The sequence below is a fragment of the Marinomonas sp. UCMA 3892 genome (assembly GCF_012726345.1).
Classification (GTDB): Bacteria; Pseudomonadota; Gammaproteobacteria; order Pseudomonadales; family Marinomonadaceae; genus Marinomonas.
In genome coordinates this window covers 1-17,330 of record NZ_PTXN01000020.1, presented here as the reverse complement: position 1 = coordinate 17,330, position 17,330 = coordinate 1, and the positions used below count along the sequence as shown (strand labels likewise).

15 protein-coding genes and 1 rRNA gene are annotated in these 17,330 nt (G+C 40.5%); 5 read left to right on the top strand and 11 right to left on the bottom strand.

From position 1 onward, the window contains the following. Positions 1–3: 3 nt before the first annotated feature. The 4 genes from sufD to iscR form a co-directional block, all read right to left on the bottom strand. Entirely contained in the window at positions 4–1,263 is a 1,260-nt protein-coding gene (sufD, locus tag B6N13_RS20485; protein WP_169460447.1) for a Fe-S cluster assembly protein SufD, read from the bottom strand. Positions 1,264–1,266: 3 nt separating this feature from the next. Further along, complete coding sequence (gene sufC / locus B6N13_RS20480) at positions 1,267–2,052, bottom strand: Fe-S cluster assembly ATPase SufC (RefSeq protein WP_012069059.1); 786 nt, start codon at positions 2,050–2,052, stop codon at positions 1,267–1,269. Between the two features lie 13 nt (positions 2,053–2,065). Next, a complete protein-coding gene (gene sufB, locus B6N13_RS20475; protein ID WP_169460446.1) occupies positions 2,066–3,502 on the bottom strand; it encodes a Fe-S cluster assembly protein SufB in 1,437 nt (478 codons plus the stop codon). Between the two features lie 74 nt (positions 3,503–3,576). Then, complete coding sequence (iscR, locus tag B6N13_RS20470; protein WP_012069057.1) at positions 3,577–4,065, bottom strand: Fe-S cluster assembly transcriptional regulator IscR; 489 nt, start codon at positions 4,063–4,065, stop codon at positions 3,577–3,579. A gap of 272 nt (positions 4,066–4,337) precedes the next feature. On the opposite strand from iscR, the gene B6N13_RS20465 reads away from it, so the two are divergent. Together B6N13_RS20465 and B6N13_RS20460 are read left to right on the top strand one after the other, a co-directional pair. Then, positions 4,338–4,856 (top strand): hypothetical protein, encoded by a 519-nt coding sequence (locus B6N13_RS20465; RefSeq protein ID WP_169460445.1) that lies wholly within the window; start codon positions 4,338–4,340, stop codon positions 4,854–4,856. A 36-nt stretch (positions 4,857–4,892) separates the two neighbouring features. Beyond that, positions 4,893–6,239, top strand: a complete 1,347-nt coding sequence (locus B6N13_RS20460; RefSeq protein ID WP_169460444.1) for a DUF2254 domain-containing protein — start codon at positions 4,893–4,895, stop codon at positions 6,237–6,239. 29 nt (positions 6,240–6,268) lie between these two features. On the opposite strand, the gene B6N13_RS20455 is transcribed toward B6N13_RS20460, so the two are convergent. Together B6N13_RS20455 and B6N13_RS20450 are read right to left on the bottom strand one after the other, a co-directional pair. Then, positions 6,269–7,045, bottom strand: coding sequence for an endonuclease/exonuclease/phosphatase family protein (locus B6N13_RS20455; RefSeq protein WP_169460443.1), 777 nt, complete (start codon positions 7,043–7,045; stop codon positions 6,269–6,271). A gap of 44 nt (positions 7,046–7,089) precedes the next feature. Continuing rightward, entirely contained in the window at positions 7,090–8,544 is a 1,455-nt protein-coding gene (locus tag B6N13_RS20450) for a phospholipase D-like domain-containing protein (protein WP_169460442.1), read from the bottom strand. A gap of 185 nt (positions 8,545–8,729) precedes the next feature. Between B6N13_RS20450 and B6N13_RS20445 the strand changes: the two genes are divergently transcribed. Beyond that, complete coding sequence (locus tag B6N13_RS20445) at positions 8,730–9,083, top strand: YkgJ family cysteine cluster protein (RefSeq protein ID WP_012069052.1); 354 nt, start codon at positions 8,730–8,732, stop codon at positions 9,081–9,083. A gap of 73 nt (positions 9,084–9,156) precedes the next feature. Here B6N13_RS20445 and B6N13_RS20440 read toward each other — a convergent pair whose 3' ends face one another. Beyond that, entirely contained in the window at positions 9,157–11,178 is a 2,022-nt protein-coding gene (locus B6N13_RS20440) for an NADPH-dependent 2,4-dienoyl-CoA reductase (protein ID WP_169460441.1), read from the bottom strand. A gap of 118 nt (positions 11,179–11,296) precedes the next feature. Between B6N13_RS20440 and B6N13_RS20435 the strand changes: the two genes are divergently transcribed. Further along, the gene (locus tag B6N13_RS20435) at positions 11,297–11,899 is read left to right on the top strand and encodes a TetR/AcrR family transcriptional regulator (RefSeq protein ID WP_012069050.1); all 603 of its coding nucleotides are present in this window, start codon (positions 11,297–11,299) and stop codon (positions 11,897–11,899) included. Here the strand turns inward: B6N13_RS20435 and B6N13_RS20430 are convergent. Beyond that, positions 11,885–12,793, bottom strand: coding sequence for a DMT family transporter (locus tag B6N13_RS20430; protein ID WP_169460440.1), 909 nt, complete (start codon positions 12,791–12,793; stop codon positions 11,885–11,887). The two genes, B6N13_RS20435 and B6N13_RS20430, sit on opposite strands and share 15 nt — an antisense overlap. 107 nt (positions 12,794–12,900) lie before the next feature. On the opposite strand from B6N13_RS20430, the gene B6N13_RS20425 reads away from it, so the two are divergent. Then, positions 12,901–13,836 carry a LysR substrate-binding domain-containing protein gene (locus tag B6N13_RS20425; RefSeq protein ID WP_169460439.1) on the top strand — a complete coding sequence of 312 codons (936 nt, stop codon included), beginning with the start codon at positions 12,901–12,903 and terminating at the stop codon, positions 13,834–13,836. A gap of 43 nt (positions 13,837–13,879) precedes the next feature. Here the strand turns inward: B6N13_RS20425 and B6N13_RS20420 are convergent, their stop codons facing one another. The 3 genes from B6N13_RS20420 to rrf all read right to left on the bottom strand — a co-directional run bounded on the left by B6N13_RS20420 (position 13,880) and on the right by rrf (position 17,139). Continuing rightward, positions 13,880–15,757, bottom strand: coding sequence for a DUF4105 domain-containing protein (locus B6N13_RS20420; RefSeq protein WP_169460438.1), 1,878 nt, complete (start codon positions 15,755–15,757; stop codon positions 13,880–13,882). Positions 15,758–15,874: 117 nt separating this feature from the next. Continuing rightward, positions 15,875–16,360, bottom strand: coding sequence for a DUF3015 domain-containing protein (locus B6N13_RS20415; RefSeq protein WP_169460437.1), 486 nt, complete (start codon positions 16,358–16,360; stop codon positions 15,875–15,877). 664 nt (positions 16,361–17,024) lie between these two features. Next, positions 17,025–17,139, bottom strand: a 5S ribosomal RNA gene (gene rrf, locus B6N13_RS20410). Between the last annotated feature and the right edge of the window lie 191 nt (positions 17,140–17,330).

Here is a 17,330-nt window from a genome sequence, read left to right as displayed (position 1 = left end):
CGCTTATTTCACTTCCATTTGCGCAAAACGCTCACGGATAATCGGACGAATCCACTCCGCTAACGCCGCATTTGGCATTAAATCAATCAACTCATTAATAAAACCAAAGTTAAGCATCACTTGCGCCTTCGAACGGCTCACACCGCGAGTCTGCAAATAATACAAAGCTTGCTTATCAATTTGAGCAACCGTTGCACCATGAGCACACTTCACATCATCAGCGTAAATCTCTAACTCAGGCTTGGTATTAATCTCAGCTTTATCTGATAACAACAAGTTGCGATTATTCAGCTCAGCCAAGGTTTTCTGCGCATCGCGATGAATATGAATACGACCATTGAAAATAGCACGAGCGCGATCGGCTACGATACAACGCACATTTTCTTCAGTTTTACCATTTGGCATCGCGTGCTCAACAGTCGCATGAAGATCAAATAACTCTTTGCCATCCAGCAAATACATGGCATTAAGCTTGGCGTCAGCAAACTCACCAGCATGAATAATGTCTGTATCCAAACGTGACAAGTCACTACCAAAACCAACAATTGTACTGTTCATTTTCGCATGGTCATGCAAGTTAAAATGACTACCGCCGATAGCAACATTGCTACCTGTCTGCAGCGCAAAACGGTAATGTTCTAGACGTGCATTAGCCGCCACATTGTATTCAACAAATGCCGTATTGAAGCTCTCACCTTGCGCTTGAACATCTTCTATAACAGTTAATCGCGAACCCGCTGCCAGAGCAACCTGAACGCGTGTATGAGATTCTGCCCCCTGACTTAGCAGAGAACTAATACGAATAGGTTGAGTAATCTCAACTCCTTCCGCAACAGTAATAACGACAACATCTTGTGCTAGCGCATCGTTTACTAGACCAAAGATATGACGCTCAGGTTTAATCGTTGAAAAAACACTTAACGCATTAGCCTGCTGAGCTGAACCTAAATCACCACCCAAGGAGATAGACAAACCTTCAGGCAAAGTTTTCGTTAATTGAGCTTGATCGAACTGACCGTTTACAAATACCAACTCAATAGCAGATAAATCCGCAATGGCAACCGGTGACAATTCAATTTTATCGCTTATTACTTTGGCTTGCGTACGTTCTACCGGGCGAAGTGGCGTGTAACGCCACGCTTCGGTTTTGCGCGTTGGCCATTTGGTATTTGCTAACAGTTCAAGTGCGTGGGCTCGCTTTGGAGCAAGCCAATCATTGATACCTTGCGCTCGAGCAATGGCGCTTTCTAACCATTCACTCATGAATTACCCCTCAAGTTCGTCTTCAGCCGGCTCTTTCTGCAACCAAGCGTAACCTTGAGCTTCTAACTCAAGTGCAAGGGAAGCATCACCACTCTTAACGATTTTACCGTCAGACAATACATGCACGAAGTCAGGCTTAATATAATCCAGAAGACGCTGGTAATGTGTTACAACAATAAAACTACGATCAGCAGAACGTTGACTATTTACGCCTTCAGCAACTACTTGCAAGGCGTCGATATCCAAACCAGAATCGGTTTCATCTAGAATACAAAGCTTCGGCTTAAGCAATAACATTTGCATTAGCTCGTTACGCTTTTTCTCACCACCAGAGAAACCTTCATTAACACCACGTTTCAAGAAAGCCACTGGCAAGTTAACTTGCTTGCAAGCTGCTTTGGCTTCTTTCAAAAAGTCAGCAGAAGTAATAGCGTCTTCGCCACGCGCCTGACGCTGCGCATCAACTGATGCTTTTAAGAATTCTAAGTTGCTTACACCAGGAATTTCGACAGGGTATTGAAACGCCAAGAATAAACCAGCACGAGCACGGTCTTCCGTTTCCATTTCCAACAGGTCTTCACCATCAAGTGTCACGCTACCGCTATCTACGCTGTAACCATCACGACCTGACAAAACATAACCAAGTGTACTTTTACCCGCGCCGTTTGGGCCCATGATCGCATGCACTTCACCTGGTTTGATGTCTAAATCCAACCCTTTGATGATTTGTTTCTCTTCAACGCTGGCGTGCAAATCTTTTATCGTCAACAAACTTTTCGTGTTCGACATCTTTAATAATTCCTTAACCTACTGAGCCTTCAAGGCTTATTTCTAGTAACTTGCCCGCTTCGACGGCAAATTCCATTGGTAATTCTTTAAATACTTCCTTACAAAAGCCATTCACAATCATGGATACAGCTTTTTCAGGATCAAGACCTCGCTGACGACACAAGAACATCTGCTCGTCACTGACCTTCGACGTCGTTGCTTCATGCTCAATAATCGCAGAAGGATTACGGCTTTCTACATAAGGGAAAGTGTGCGCTCCGCACTGATCACCAATCAACAGAGAGTCACACTGAGTAAAGTTACGCGCACCTTCAGCACCAGGGTTCATACGAACAAGACCACGGTAACTGTTATTACTTCGACCTGCAGAAATACCTTTAGAAATGATGGTGGACTTGGTGTTTTTACCAATGTGAATCATCTTAGTACCCGTATCTGCTTGCTGACGACCACGCGTCAAAGCAACCGAGTAAAACTCGCCAACGCTATTATCGCCTTTCAAAATACAGCTTGGGTACTTCCAAGTAACAGAAGAACCTGTTTCTACTTGCGTCCAAGAAATTTTTGCATTGGTATGGCAAATACCACGCTTGGTTACAAAGTTATAAATACCACCTTTGCCGTTTTCATCACCTGGATACCAGTTTTGAACCGTTGAATATTTGATCTCAGCGTTATCCATAGCAACCAACTCTACAACAGCAGCATGCAGCTGATTTTCATCACGCTGTGGCGCAGTACAACCTTCGAGATAACTGACATGACTACCTTCATCTGCGATAATCAAAGTACGCTCGAATTGGCCAGTATTTTGTTCATTGATACGGAAATAAGTAGACAACTCCATTGGGCAGCGAATGCCTTTAGGGATGTAAACAAAAGAACCATCAGTAAATACAGCACAGTTTAAAGCAGCGTAGTAATTGTCCTTTTTAGGAACGACACTACCAATGTATTTTTTAACAAGATCAGGATATTTGTGAACAGCTTCAGAAATAGGGCAGAATATAACACCCGCTTCTTCAAGCTTTTCACGGAATGTGGTCACAACAGAAACAGAGTCAAATACCGCATCAACAGCGATGCCTGCCAACATTTGTTGCTCTATTAGAGGAATACCAAGTTTTTCATAAGTACGCAGTAATTCAGGATCAACCTCATCTAAAGACTTAGGCTTATCTTTCATACTTTTTGGAGCCGAATAATAAGAAATAGACTGAAAATCTATTTTCGGGTAATCGACCAAAGCCCATTCAGGCTCTTCCATTTCTAACCATTCACGAAATGCGCTGAGGCGCCATTCGAGCATCCATTCAGGCTCGCCTTTCATTTCAGAAATACGTCGGATAACATTTTCATCCAAACCAGGCTCAAATGTTTCTGATTCTACATCAGACACAAAACCCGCTTCGTATTCCCGTGCCAGCGCCTTATCTATCTGCTCAGTCATATAAAAACTCACTCAATTATAGTCACTAATGAACTGTGAATCAGCGCATTAAGTTCTACTAATTTATTCTCTATTTAATCAACAATGGCCGCTCTAATTTTGTCATTTTCAAGACAGCGTTGTCGGCTTTCGAATTCTTGCCGTTCTGCAACTTGGCGCACATCATTTCGACGTACGAGTTGATCTAGGCTAATTTGATTTAAAAAATCATGTATTTGATCACTTAAATCACACCATAAATGGTGGGTAAGACAAGTATTACCACTTTGGCAATCACTTCGTCCTTTGCAACCCGTTGCGTCGACAGACTCGTTTACAGCATCGACTATTTGCGCAACAAAAATCTCACTATTCAAACGACTCAGCCGATATCCACCACCTGGACCTCTCACGCTATTTACCAATGACTTTTTACGAAGCTTGGAGAACAACTGCTCAAGATAAGATAAAGATATCCCCTGTCGACTCGAAATATCAGATAAAGACACTGGCCCTTGATCCGAATGCAATGCCAGATCAAGCATGGCGGTTACCGCATAACGACCTTTTGTTGTCAGGCGCATAATCTATCCAATTAAAATTATTCAGTGAGGGTAAATAGTACACAAATCCTACTGTTTTGATCAAGTATTTACCTGACTATTTTAGTAGGTTATTACCCACACTTAATAAGTGCAGCATATTTTACGTGTACCAAGGAAAAAACTAAACTATTGAATGTGCTTAAAAAGACATCATTACTCTTTAGAAAAACCATGAGCGACAAAAGTCTTGTCCTTTTTATACAAACAAGCACACTATTAACTCTAATGGAAAGAATTAAGGAGGAAAGACCATGCCACCAAAACCTGCTGATGAGAAAAAACTTCAGGAAGACGTTCCTAAAAAAAAGCCAACTATGCTCATTATCGCTTTTTTTCTATGCTTTATTTTTAGTGTTGCGGCCTCTTCAGGCGTTACTTTCTTTCTTCTTCAATCTTCGCAAAAAGACCCTCAGGTCACAGAAGAAATCACTAAACAAAGTACTCTACTCTCAAATGTTGAGCAGTCGATATCTCAACAAGATGCAAAAATAAAAGCGATCGAAGAACAAAATGACGTACTTAAACTCTATCTAAGGCACAGCAGCGCAACCGCATTAAAAAACATTTTGGTCGACCAAGAACGAAATATTCAGGCTTTTTTAAAAGTTATGAAGTCAGCCATGGGAGATCTTGCAGCGCTCAGTCCAAGGACCACAGATTGGAATGATGAATATCAGTATCAACTAGACTTAGCACTAAAAGGCAGCATCGAAAGAGAAGACCTACTCAAACTCCTAAAGACTGGCGAGCCAAACGAAAAGAGCCAGTAACTGACAGCTTTCAACAACAAACAAGGGCGTATTCTTTTGCTATTATCGAAGATTAAAAACACCAAAATATTAAAAGCGTACGATGCTATTAAAACTAGCTTCTGGTTTACTCCATGTTTGATTTTATCTCTCACCATTTTAAGCTGTATATCACTACTGCTTATTGACCTATATGCAGGCCTACATTCGTTAAGTTGGCTGAATTTTTTATATCACGCTAATGCTGGCATCACCCGTGACCTTCTTACTACCATCGCGAGCAGTGTCATGACAGTCGTCAGTATCACATTTTCCATTACCATTGTAGCCCTCACTAACGCCTCGTCGCAGTTTGGACCAAGATTAATTCGCAATTTTATGGAAGACTATAGCACCCAAGTTGTTCTTGGTGTTTTTATCTCCTTATTTGTTTACTGCCTCATTCTAGTTCGAACAACCGATGATTTTGCCGGTGGATCCTTCCTTCCAGGCCTGACTATGGCTGGTGCGATAGTTATGACACTATTCGGTATTCTTCTGCTAATTTATTTTATTCACCATGTTTCTCTCAATCTACAATCTGACAGTGTCATAGACAATGTTTATAATGAGCTACAATACAGCATCAACCAAATCTTTAAGCAGCAAAAAGAGGAAGAAGACACCAGCTGCTCAACTCAGAAAAAACAAATCCAAGATGCAAAACAAACAAACAGCAAGCAATTTCCATTCAGAAGCCACTCATGCGGCTATATCCAGGCAATCAACTACGCAAACCTAACCAATCTAATGGGCAGACTAGATGGACATCTCAATGTTTTAGTAAATCCAGGAGACTTTGTTGTAAACCGTATGATTGTAATGACAAGCGACATCAAACAATTATCGGATGAAGATAAACAAACACTACATGATTGTTTTACTTTAGGTCCAAAACGCACGCCAATACAAGACCCGGAATTTGCAGTTCACCAACTGGTTGAAATCGCCTTAAGAGCTCTCTCTCCCGGCATAAATGATCCCTATTCGGCCATTGCCTGCATTGATAAACTTACGGCTTCGGTTTGCGATCTGACTCAAAAAAACTTCCCTGAAGGCATCATGTATGATGAAAATGACATAGAGAGAGTAACCTACAAAACGACATCTTTCGAAAATCTAGCAAACATTGCTTTTGACCAAATTCGTCAATATTCCCAATCATGCTTAGCTGTACAATTACGCCAATTGGAAGGGCTAATTCGCATCGCTGAACAGGCAAATAGGTCAACGCATTGGTCTTTTATACGTCATCAGAAACTCATGATCGAACACGAATTGGAGCAACAACAATTGGTCGACTTGGACAAGAAAGAAGCTTCAATCCGCCTACAAACCTTGAGTAAGCTATTAGATAATGCGTGAAAACCGACAACAATTAGTTGTACGAAAAGTTAATCGTCTGCGAGACGAAGTGATAAACTGATTGGGAAATGATCAGAAGAATGGATATCGGTGTGAACATGCACATCAACAACACCTAATCCGCGGCAATAGATGTGATCAAGATGACGAAATAAATGACCCAGCCTTGGTTGACGAGTGATATCCACCTCTTTTAACGAGCATGAAATGGCTAGCTCATCAAAATACTGCATTCTTTTTCTATTCCAAGTATTAAAGTCACCAGCTAATAATATCGGACCACTATGATGCTCTAGAGCCTGAAAAGCTTGATCAAGATGCGCCCTGAATTTTTCGAAAGAAACAAAGTTAATCATGTGAGTATTGATAACGAGCAACGACTGCTCAATGGGTGACTCTGCTATTCTCGCTAACGGATACTCAGTCGCTAACACCATCTTTTTGGTTTTAGTAATAGGCTCACTATGAGCAGATGCTGAAAAAAAATGCTTATTTGCCACAACGCTTGATCCGGTTTTAACACCCGTTTCAATATTAGACTTTACGTTTTTAAAACTGCTCGCCATAATCCACTGATGTTGCGAAGAGTGGTTGAACATTCCATCAAAGGGGGAATTTAAAATAGCCTCTTGTAATAGAATTAAATCTTTATTATTAATGAGGGAAGCAAAATCGCTCTGCCAGCCCTTTCTTTTGCATTTAAACACATTCCACAACAATACTTTGATGTTTGGTCCTATCGCCTGCTTCGAAGCACTACCCATTATTTTTAACGATTCGACAGTACTATAACGACTTTTCATCATAAAAAATAACCTTTAAAAATAACAAAAACGAACAATTGTTCGCATTACAAATACGGTGAAAACAAACGAAATAAGTTATTACGGATTTTCTTGTAGATAGATAAGCCTCGAACATCCTCTTCTAGCACACCTTCAGCGTTGAATTTTTTAGACTCAAATAATTCCGTCAGTTGCATATTCAGATTAGTATCAAAGCACTCTAAATTGATTTCGAAGTTGAACTCTAGACTTCTGGCATCCCAGTTAGTTGAGCCTATAAATGACCAAACATCATCAATCAGCACTATTTTACTGTGATCAAACGGCCGCTTATTTTTATATATTTTTATACCATGCTCTATGATTCTTGGATAATTGGCTTCCATAACCCAATCTACAAATAAAATATTACTGTGCTCCGGCACAATAATTTCAACAGACACACCACGCAAAGCTGCGGCATGAAGAGACGTCATTAATGTTTGGTCTGGAATGAAATAGGGCGTGATAATCTTAACGCTTGTTTGCGCACAAACAAGCGCGTTAATTAATGTCCAGCGTATCCTATTATGATGCTCATCGGGGCCATCTTGAATGACTCTAGCGACGACAGATTTATCATTTTCCACCTTCAGATTACTTGGGCTGTAGGAAGGGAATTGAATCAACTCTCTTGTAGCAAAAAACCAGTCTTCTATAAAAACTTGACTAATCTGATCAATAACAGGGCCCGTCACCTTAAAATGAACATCATCAATTGGGTGTTTTGCAGAGCCAACCAGATTACTTTTGCTGATATTCATGCCGCCAATATAAGCTTCCTCACCATCTACACAGAGTATTTTCCTGTGGTTTCTTAGATTAATGAAACGAATACTCGTAAACGAAATCGCAGGTAAAAATTGCGCGGTTCTTACACCTCGTCTCTTTAATGCCCGATCTGATTTACGCCAACTATAACCAACTCCAATGCCATCTAACAAAACATGCACTACCACACCTCTCTGCTGCGCTTGCGCTAGTGCGTTAACAAATTGACGTCCGAGCGAGTCATAATCGAAAATATAACTTGATAAAACAATGTGATGTTTTGCAGCTTGAATCGATTTTATCATCGCGGGATAAGCATTATCCCCGTTAACAAGCGGTTCAATACTATTATCATCAACATAATTCACTGGATGAATGGTGTATCCTGCAATAACTGAGGAATGCCAGTTTTCAGGTAGACAGTGAAAATCGATACAATCTTCTTTATAACGAAAGTCTTGTTTGAGCGTTTGAGGATGCTCTCTTTTTGCTATACGCCTAATGCGGTTTATGCCAAATAACCAGTAGAACAAACTACCTAAGACAGGTGAAAATATCACCAGACCTATCCAAGCAAGAGAAGTCCGTTCGTTTTCTTTAAACAGCAGCACATGCAAAGATGTCACAACTGACAAACTAATGTGCACCAAGACGATAATAGTTACCCAGTGAAAGCTAATCCATTCAAACAATGCTTCTAATACCTGCATAAACCCCAACTCTAATAATGTGCCGCTAATAACCGTTACTTTTATCAAATATTTTATATGTGATAAGTTACACCATTAATCAACGAGATAAAGTAATTTACAGAAAGCTTACGAGGTATTCGGGCAAAAATTAAGCTCAAGATACCAGCAATAATACTAAAACAGCGACCCAAAGGCAGAAACACATGACCAATGACCGAGACATTATTGCACGACTACGTGAGCGAATTCCGACTTTCAAATGCAAATCGGGCTGCCACGATTGTTGCGGACCTGTCACAGCCTCTTCGGAAGAAATGTTACGCCTACCAGTTAAATCGGATGCAGAGCATGACGCAGCTTTAGAGGAGCTTAATTGCGTTCATTTAGGACCAAATGGTTGCGAGGTGTACGATGAACGCCCACTAATTTGCCGGCTTTTTGGCACCACACCAAGAATGGCCTGCCCTAATGATTGTGGTCCCGAAACCATGGTCGATTCTGACATTGAAGATCAAGTTCATTACTACATTGCCAAGACTAGGCAAGTATTAGTGTAAGCATCCATGCTTAATAAATAACGAGAGTGATGAATCCATATTTTTAACCATCACTCTCGAGCCCCTTATCTAATTATAACGAGCAAGCCAACAAGGTACCTTGTTTAATAGCTCGTTTCGCATCTAACTCCGAAGCCACATCAGCACCGCCAATGAAATGTACAGGCTGACTAATGTCACTTTCTAATAATCGATTCGGCTCCTGACCAGCACAAACCACAATAGTATCAACATCAAGACAACATGCCTCGCCATTCACCGTTAAATGCAAACCGGCATCATCAATACGCTGATAATCACAGTTAGACAAAAAGACAACGCCTTTTTTTAATAACTCGGTACGATGAATCCATCCTGTTGTCTTACCTAAATTCGCGCCAACCTTGCTTTTCTTACGTTGTAATAAAAAAATCTCGCGTTCTGCTGGTTCAAATACAGGCTTCATACCTTCCACACCACCTCGAGCAGAAAAGTTCATATCTACCCCCCATTGGGACATAAAATCCTCAACTCTTTGCTCTTTATGAGTGGTTGAATACAGCAGGTATTCACTGATATCAAAACCGATACCACCAGCCCCAATCACAGCGACTCGTTTACCAACGGGTTTGCCCTTCATAACATCTAAGTAATTTAATACTTTTTGATGTTCGATTCCTTCAATATCAGGTGTTCTGGGCAAAATCCCTGTTGCCAAAACTACTTCGTCAAACTTCTCGCTTTCCAATAAAGCCCCATCAACACGAGTATTCAACTGAAGATCCACGCCCGTCAATTCAACTTGGCGAGCAAAATAGCGCAAGGTTTCATAGAACTCGCCTTTGCCTGGAATACGTTTGGCAATATTAAATTGGCCACCAATTTCATTACTGGCATCGTATAGAGTTACCTTATGACCGCGCTTTGCTGCGGTTGTAGCAAATGCTAAGCCCGCCGGACCAGCACCAATGACGGCAATTCGTTTAGCCGATACGGCAGGAGTGATAATAATCTCGGTCTCATGACATGCTCTTGGATTAACCAAGCAAGAGGTCATTTTTTGCTCGAATACATGATCCAAACAAGCTTGGTTACAAGCGATACAGGTATTAATCTCGTCAACACGGTTTTGCTCTGCTTTTAAGACAAATTCTGGGTCAGCAAGAAAGGGACGCGCCATAGAAACCATATCCGCATCACCACGGGCAAGTACTTGTTCCGCGACATCAGGCGTATTAATTCGATTTGAGGTGACTAAAGGCACAGATAAGGACTTACGTAGCTCTGCCGTCACCCATGTAAACGCAGCGCGCGGCACTTTAGTGGCAATAGTTGGTACTCTTGCCTCATGCCAACCAATACCAGTACTGATGATACTGACACCTGCGGCCTCAATAGCAAGACCAAGCTCTACCACCTCGTCCAAATTACTGCCACCTTCCACAAGATCCAGCATAGATAAGCGATAAATGATGATGAACTCTTTACCTACGGCTTCTCGAACTCGACGGACTATTTCAACCGGCAAACGAATACGGTTAGCGTATTCCCCACCCCATTCGTCGTCCCGTTTATTTGTGCGTACGGCGATAAATTGATTAAGGAAATACCCTTCCGAGCCCATGATCTCAACGCCATCATAGCCTGCTTGTTGAGCCAACTTAGCGGCATTCACAAAATCATCAATTTGCTTCGCAATTCCTTCTTCATCCAAAGCGTTCGGTTTAAATGGGTTGATTGGCGCCTGTTCCGCTGAAGGCGCAACTAATTTAGGGTTGTAGGCATAACGTCCTGTATGCAGGATTTGCATACAAATTTTTCCACCTTCCGAGTGTACCGCATTCGTTATTATTTGGTGTTTTGCAACATCTTCATCAGAGGCCATTGTTGCCGCACCTGCGTAAACTGCGCCTTCAGAATTTGGTGCAATACCACCTGTGACAATAAGCCCAACCCCACCACGAGCACGTTCAGCATAAAAAACAGCCATTCTCTCAATGCCACCTTTCACCTCTTCTAAACCTAAATGCATAGACCCCATCAATACGCGGTTTTTTAACTGAGTAAAGCCTAGATCAAGCGGCGTAAATAATTTCGGAAAGGTTGAATGCTTCATAATTGTGACTCGCTTTGTTTATTATTTTTTCGATTGCTGCTGCCCGCACGCAATTTTGACACTGTCAAGATAGATTTTCATTTTGACATTGTCAAGATAGAAGTATTTAATCTGCCCCATGTCGACATTAAAAACCCAATATCACCACGGTGATCTCAATAAATCCCTACTCGAATCAGCCTCTTTAATCATCAAAGAGCAAGGCGTAGAAAGTCTGAGTATGCGCAAACTTGCAGACACAGTTGGTGTTTCAAGAACAGCGCCTTATCACCATTTTAAAGATAAGAATGCATTACTCTGCGCTATTGCCGAACAAGGTTTTTGTGAGCAAGAAAAAATCCTTAGGGATTTAAGAAGAGAAAAAAACACGGCGGAAGAAGGCTTCAAAAAATACGTTCACGCTTATGTAGAATATGCGTTACAACATAATGAAACCTATGACCTGATGTACGGTAGAACACTTTGGAAGGCAGGTAACCCAAGCGACTCCCTAAAAGCCGCCTCTAAGCAAACCTTTAAAGCTTGGATCGACTGGGTAGAAGAATTACAAGAGCAAAACATCTTACCAAATAGCAATACACCGCTCAGAATAGGACAAACCACCTGGGCTAGCTTACACGGACTGGCCAGATTGTTTATAGATGGCATCTACTTAGATAAGGGTGATCTATCCGATATGATTGAACAAATGATTAAAAACCTTTGCTCAACCAGCACCTAAATTGGATCGTGTATTAGACAGCAATTGCTCTTTTTTCAGCCGCCTAATATCCCGATGACTTAAATATAACAATGGCAAAATAACAAACAGTGAACCGATAAATACACCTAAATCTGGCGTTTCGCCAAAAATCCACCACCCCAATAGAAACGCGAAAATCAATCCCGAGTACTCAGCACTCGTCACTTTACTCGACGCTACATAGCGATATCCAATCAAACAAGACACACTATATAAGATAGAACAAATCGAAGATAATGCCGCGTAAATCAGTATTTCAAGCTCAAACGTTTCCCCTTCCCAAAGCGCTAAACCACCGGCCAACGGCAAAGCAAAAAACTGAGTCACAAATAAGCCATATAGCATGCTTTGCTCTTGAGGCAGCTTTTTAATCAATAAACTATTCACAGCTAACACCACCGCAAACAGAATCGCACTTATCATCGCAAACGTCACTTCAGTTGGCCTTAATATCACCAAAGTACCAATAAAACCCAATACTGCAGCAAGTACAACATCCACAGTTAAGCGCTCTTTATAGAAAAAAGCGCCAAAAAGCATGATAAAAATAGGGGCTGTATAAAATACTGCATTAGCTGTTGCTAAAGGCAATTCAGCTAAAGAAATGACAAGGAGAACCGCCGCCAAAACCCAAATATTTCCTCGGACAAAGTGTAGTTTTAAACCCAACGCCGCTATTGATCTAGGTGAGCGTAAATATTTGATCGCAGCAATAGGACAAAGAATAAGACACATAAAGACAGCGCGAAAAAAAGTGAACTGAAAAATAGCCACATCAACTTGTGCCATCTTAATAAAAACATCACACAAGGTGGCAAAAAAGCTTCCTAATACAAGAATCAAAATAGCACTGCTTACTGTACGACCCGACACACCTAATCCCCTAGAGAGTTCTCATTATTCATCTTAGCTTAATAAGCACACACCATTAGATAAAGTGATATATTTACTCTATATATTAGTTATTTGGATAATAAAATATGCTTCCTCCTCTAAAATCACTACCAGTCTTCGAAGCTGTCGCTAGATTAAACAGCTTCTCTTTGGCTGCCAATGAGCTCAATGTCAGCCAAAGCGCGGTTTCTCATCAGATTAGAATTTTAGAAAATCATCTTGGTGAAAGCCTTTTCCACCGGCAAGGACGAAAGCTCGAATTAACAAAGGAAGGGAAGCATTATCTAGACTCTATCAGCAATTCATTATTGCAAATTGAAGAGGCGACAAACCACATTAAAGGTCAACAAAAAACACATATCAGACTGGCTGTATATAGCTCATTTGCTGTTTATTGGCTCATACCAAGACTTCCAGAACTGAAGCACTTATATCCAAATCTAGAACTAAGCATTGAAATGAGTCATGGCACTCCAGACCTTTCTGATCGAACGGCAGATTTTTTTATCACCACAGAAAAAGAAAAACGTGGATTTCAATTTGAATTGCTCTATCAAGAGGAGCTATTTCCTGTTTGCAGCCAAAACTATATTGAGACAATTAAGAATAAATTGGGGGCAGTAACCCACCAAGAGCTAGTAAATAAATTGAGCTCTACTCCTAGTTGTATTGCTCAATTCCCACTTATTACCTCATACAGCATCTATGATTGCCACATAGAAGACTGGAAACGATGGTTTGCTAATCTAAAACACACATTACCTGAACATATTCAATTTCATCGATTTAGTCACCTTATGCTGGCTTATGAAGCAGCAAAGCACTCACTTGGAATCGCACTGGTTAACGACTACATGATGAATGAAAAAGAAGATGAAACACCACTCGTAAAGCTCCCTTGCAGCGCTTTTAAAACGGGTGAAAATTTTTATATCGCCTACAAGGAAAGTAGAAAAGATGAAGAGGCAATTCGCTCATTAAGAGGATGGTTGAAAAAAGAGGCTAAAAATTTGATTAGCTAAGCAACAACTCACCTAGCTAATGACCGCTTTAGCCTCTTAATCATTAGAAATAATGCAACAAAGATAGCTGAACAGTGTTTTGCTTCAAATCATCCTGCTTCTGTTGTTCTAGTTTTGCTCGAACCTGCCAATCTACATCCATTAAATAGGACCATTCGATTTTGCCTATTTCCAATGACTTATCATGATGATCAATATCATCAAGGAACTCATAAGATGCCATGAATCTGTGGGCATCACCTGAGTATAGCCATTGTAACTGCGGCCCGAGTTGAATTTTATATTTTTGCTGATAAGTGTTCTCATAATGCCGACTAGTCGAAGCGCTACCGTTAACGAGCACAGAGAACAAATTATTAGACACTTGGTGAGTGACACCTGCACCACCTTTAAGTCGAAACACCAAAGCATCATCAATCACAAAATCCCTCACTAAAGAAGCATTCACTTGCCAAGACTTAGGCGTAACTAATGGATTTGCCGCAACCAAAGATCGAATATTAATAAAGGATATTTCCTCTACTCGAAGACTATCCTCCTCACTTACCCTCAAGATACCACTAAACATCGACAATTCAGCACCTTCAAGATAACCGCCTTTCGCATCTAGCAAGTCATGGTAAGAAGGACGATACTCTAGCAAAGCAAACTGATCACCTTCAGTTTCGCCAAGAGTCACTCCAAGACGTTGAGTTTTATGACCTTCATCATCCCTAATTTCTGGCGGCAAAATAGGTGAAAAAACGCTGGTTGTATCGTATTTACTGCGCAACGACAAAAGCTTAATTGAACGAGAGTTTAGATACTTTAACTTTGATTTCTCTCTAGCAGAAAGATAACGGCTGTATTGATAAGCCACCTCAAGGATCTGCGCTTGCTCTAGTTCAGTAAAGTCAGATAAACCCTCCAATGAGAGCTGCTCATTTAGTACCAACACTTTAACTTCGTCTATCTGCTCATCACTCAGAGAATCCAACATATGGCTCATTTGCGCAACGACAGATGGTCGATAGCTGACATCTTCTATAATACCGGCATTTTTTAACTCTCGTACCGTATCCGCCGGTATTGCCCAATAATTAAAATTCTTCGTAGTATTTAAACGATCACTACTCGCATCCAACATGGCTAACAATTGATAAGAACAATTCTCTGAAAAGAAGTAATATTCCATGTAGGTATTACGAACTTCCCATACATGCCGAATAAATTGATTTACCTCCTGTTGAGTTAAATCCAATTTATATTCCCAAATATCCCGACTTTCTAAAAAATTATACTCTTTTACTTTTTCATAATACGGCGTTACCGAGACCACACCAGGATAACCGCCGGTAAGTCCCTTATAACTAAACACCAATTGGTTATCATTTGGATCTGCATTCGCCGCATAATTTACAGCGTAATCTAATAAAGGTGAATTACTCCCTTTCTTCTTGATTCTTAATAAAGTATGCCCATACATGGAAGAAGGACTATTTAAATAGGCCGCAGGAAAAACTAGGTAGATGCTTTCACCATTTAATTTACCAAACCAATCTTGAAATTCTGGGCAATTTGGCTCTATCAAATTTAGATCTAAATGTTGGTCTTTCAGCCAATTGAATCTTGCGGGATAACGACATTGACTAGCCTGATTAACATCATCACCATCATATGGAGTTTGAAAAGCTTGTAATGTCGCCTTCAATTCTTCTTTGGGATCAATCATACCCTGAGGAGATAAAAAAAACTCGGCATCATCTATCTGACTCTCATTAGGTGAAATAATACCTATCTGATGATAATGCAATAAATCTAGCCATGAAGAGCTTTGCGCCAACTCGGTAAGTACACGATCATCCAATACTTCGGACTTAGAGTTAGCTCCAAATGCTGAAAAGCACCATAGAGCAAACGATAAATAAACTAAAAAACGCATATAAAGTTACTTTTTAGGACGGTGGGATTTATACACAACACCACTCTTTTGTAGACAAAAAAAATGAGAGCTTACACCTTCACTGGCATAGCTCTCATTTGACAAGCGTGATTAAAATTAACCTAGGTATTTAGATAATTCTTGAGAATTAGCTAATACATTAGTAATTCCTTCATGCGCAGTAGTAGGAGTAACTTCTGCAGAAGCAAAAATTTGATCAAAGTTTTGTTTCATTTCAGCATTAAACAAAGCTTTATCTTCAGGTTTTACACCCATTAGAGAAGCAAAAGCGTCTAGAGTTTCGCCATCACCTTTAGCCATATCTACAGCTAGAGGTTCTAGGTTTTCGTTTAGAAATACTGCAACGCTGCCAGAAAGAGGGCCATTTGCATCTTCACAACCTAGAGTACCAGAAGTCATACCAAAAGTTTGGTTTCCAGAAGTACCGTTAGTAGTCGCAGCCATTACGTGCTCGTACCAAGTATCAGCATTTTTGAACACGTACTCAGTGCCTAGACCACAACCAGCTGGTCCATGACCGCCAGCTGCAAAAGAAGTTGCTGACATGCCGGCTAGTACAAGTGACAATGCTAACTTTTTCATATATATATCCTTTATATAGATTAGAAAATTTCTTTGATAAATCAGTCAATTAAGACAGCAAGTATTATAGGTATATAACCACTAATGTATAGGATGAATCCAATATTATTACAATTACCTTACAATTGAATAAGATACCGCCTAAGTAATTTTTTTTTCGACGCTTTCAATTTTAATAATACAAATCTGTATATAGGAAATAGCGCCTTTCAAAGTTAGCTCGAAAAAATAACGCCCGGAAGACAAATTGGCTCTAATTTAAAGAAGCAAAGATACCTCCCCCTCCTTTAACTCAAAAAAATAGAATTACTTCTTGTTTAAAACAATAAAGTCATAGAGGTTATACATCTTTCTGCCTTATAAATCTGAAGCCGTTTACTGTAGAGGCATCGTTAATCTTTTTCTCTGTTTAGGAAATTTCTATCTTGGCATTGGAGTCGCGCTGACGCGTTCAAATTATCAATATCCAGTGAGTCGTTTTTTAAAAAGCCACCTGTTTCATTAAATAGAGAAGAGAAATGGCTTTAATGAAAGAAGACACACTTTATGGGACGGTACCGCGTATCTTTGATAAAGAGCCCCACACGTGAGAGAGGCTATTTTACGTCCCTTAAACGAAAAAACCCCGCCCTGCTTAGCAGGACGGGGTTCTTTTCAATATAAAGCTTGACGACGACCTACTCTCACATGGGATCTCCCACACTACCATCGGCGATGGCGCTTTTCACTTCTGAGTTCGGGATGGGATCAGGTGGTTCAACGCCTCTATGATCGTCAAGCAATTCGTTTTGCGTTTGTTTTGAGCTATGCGTTTATTGCATTGTCTTTCGACTTGTCTCAAAACACGCGAATACGTGCTTGGATCTTTAACAATTCATTTTGAAATAGAGATAACCAAGTATCARACCGATGTTGTTTTCATCGTAATTCTATGTGTCTTTGTCATTTTGATGATCTGGAGCCTTCACTC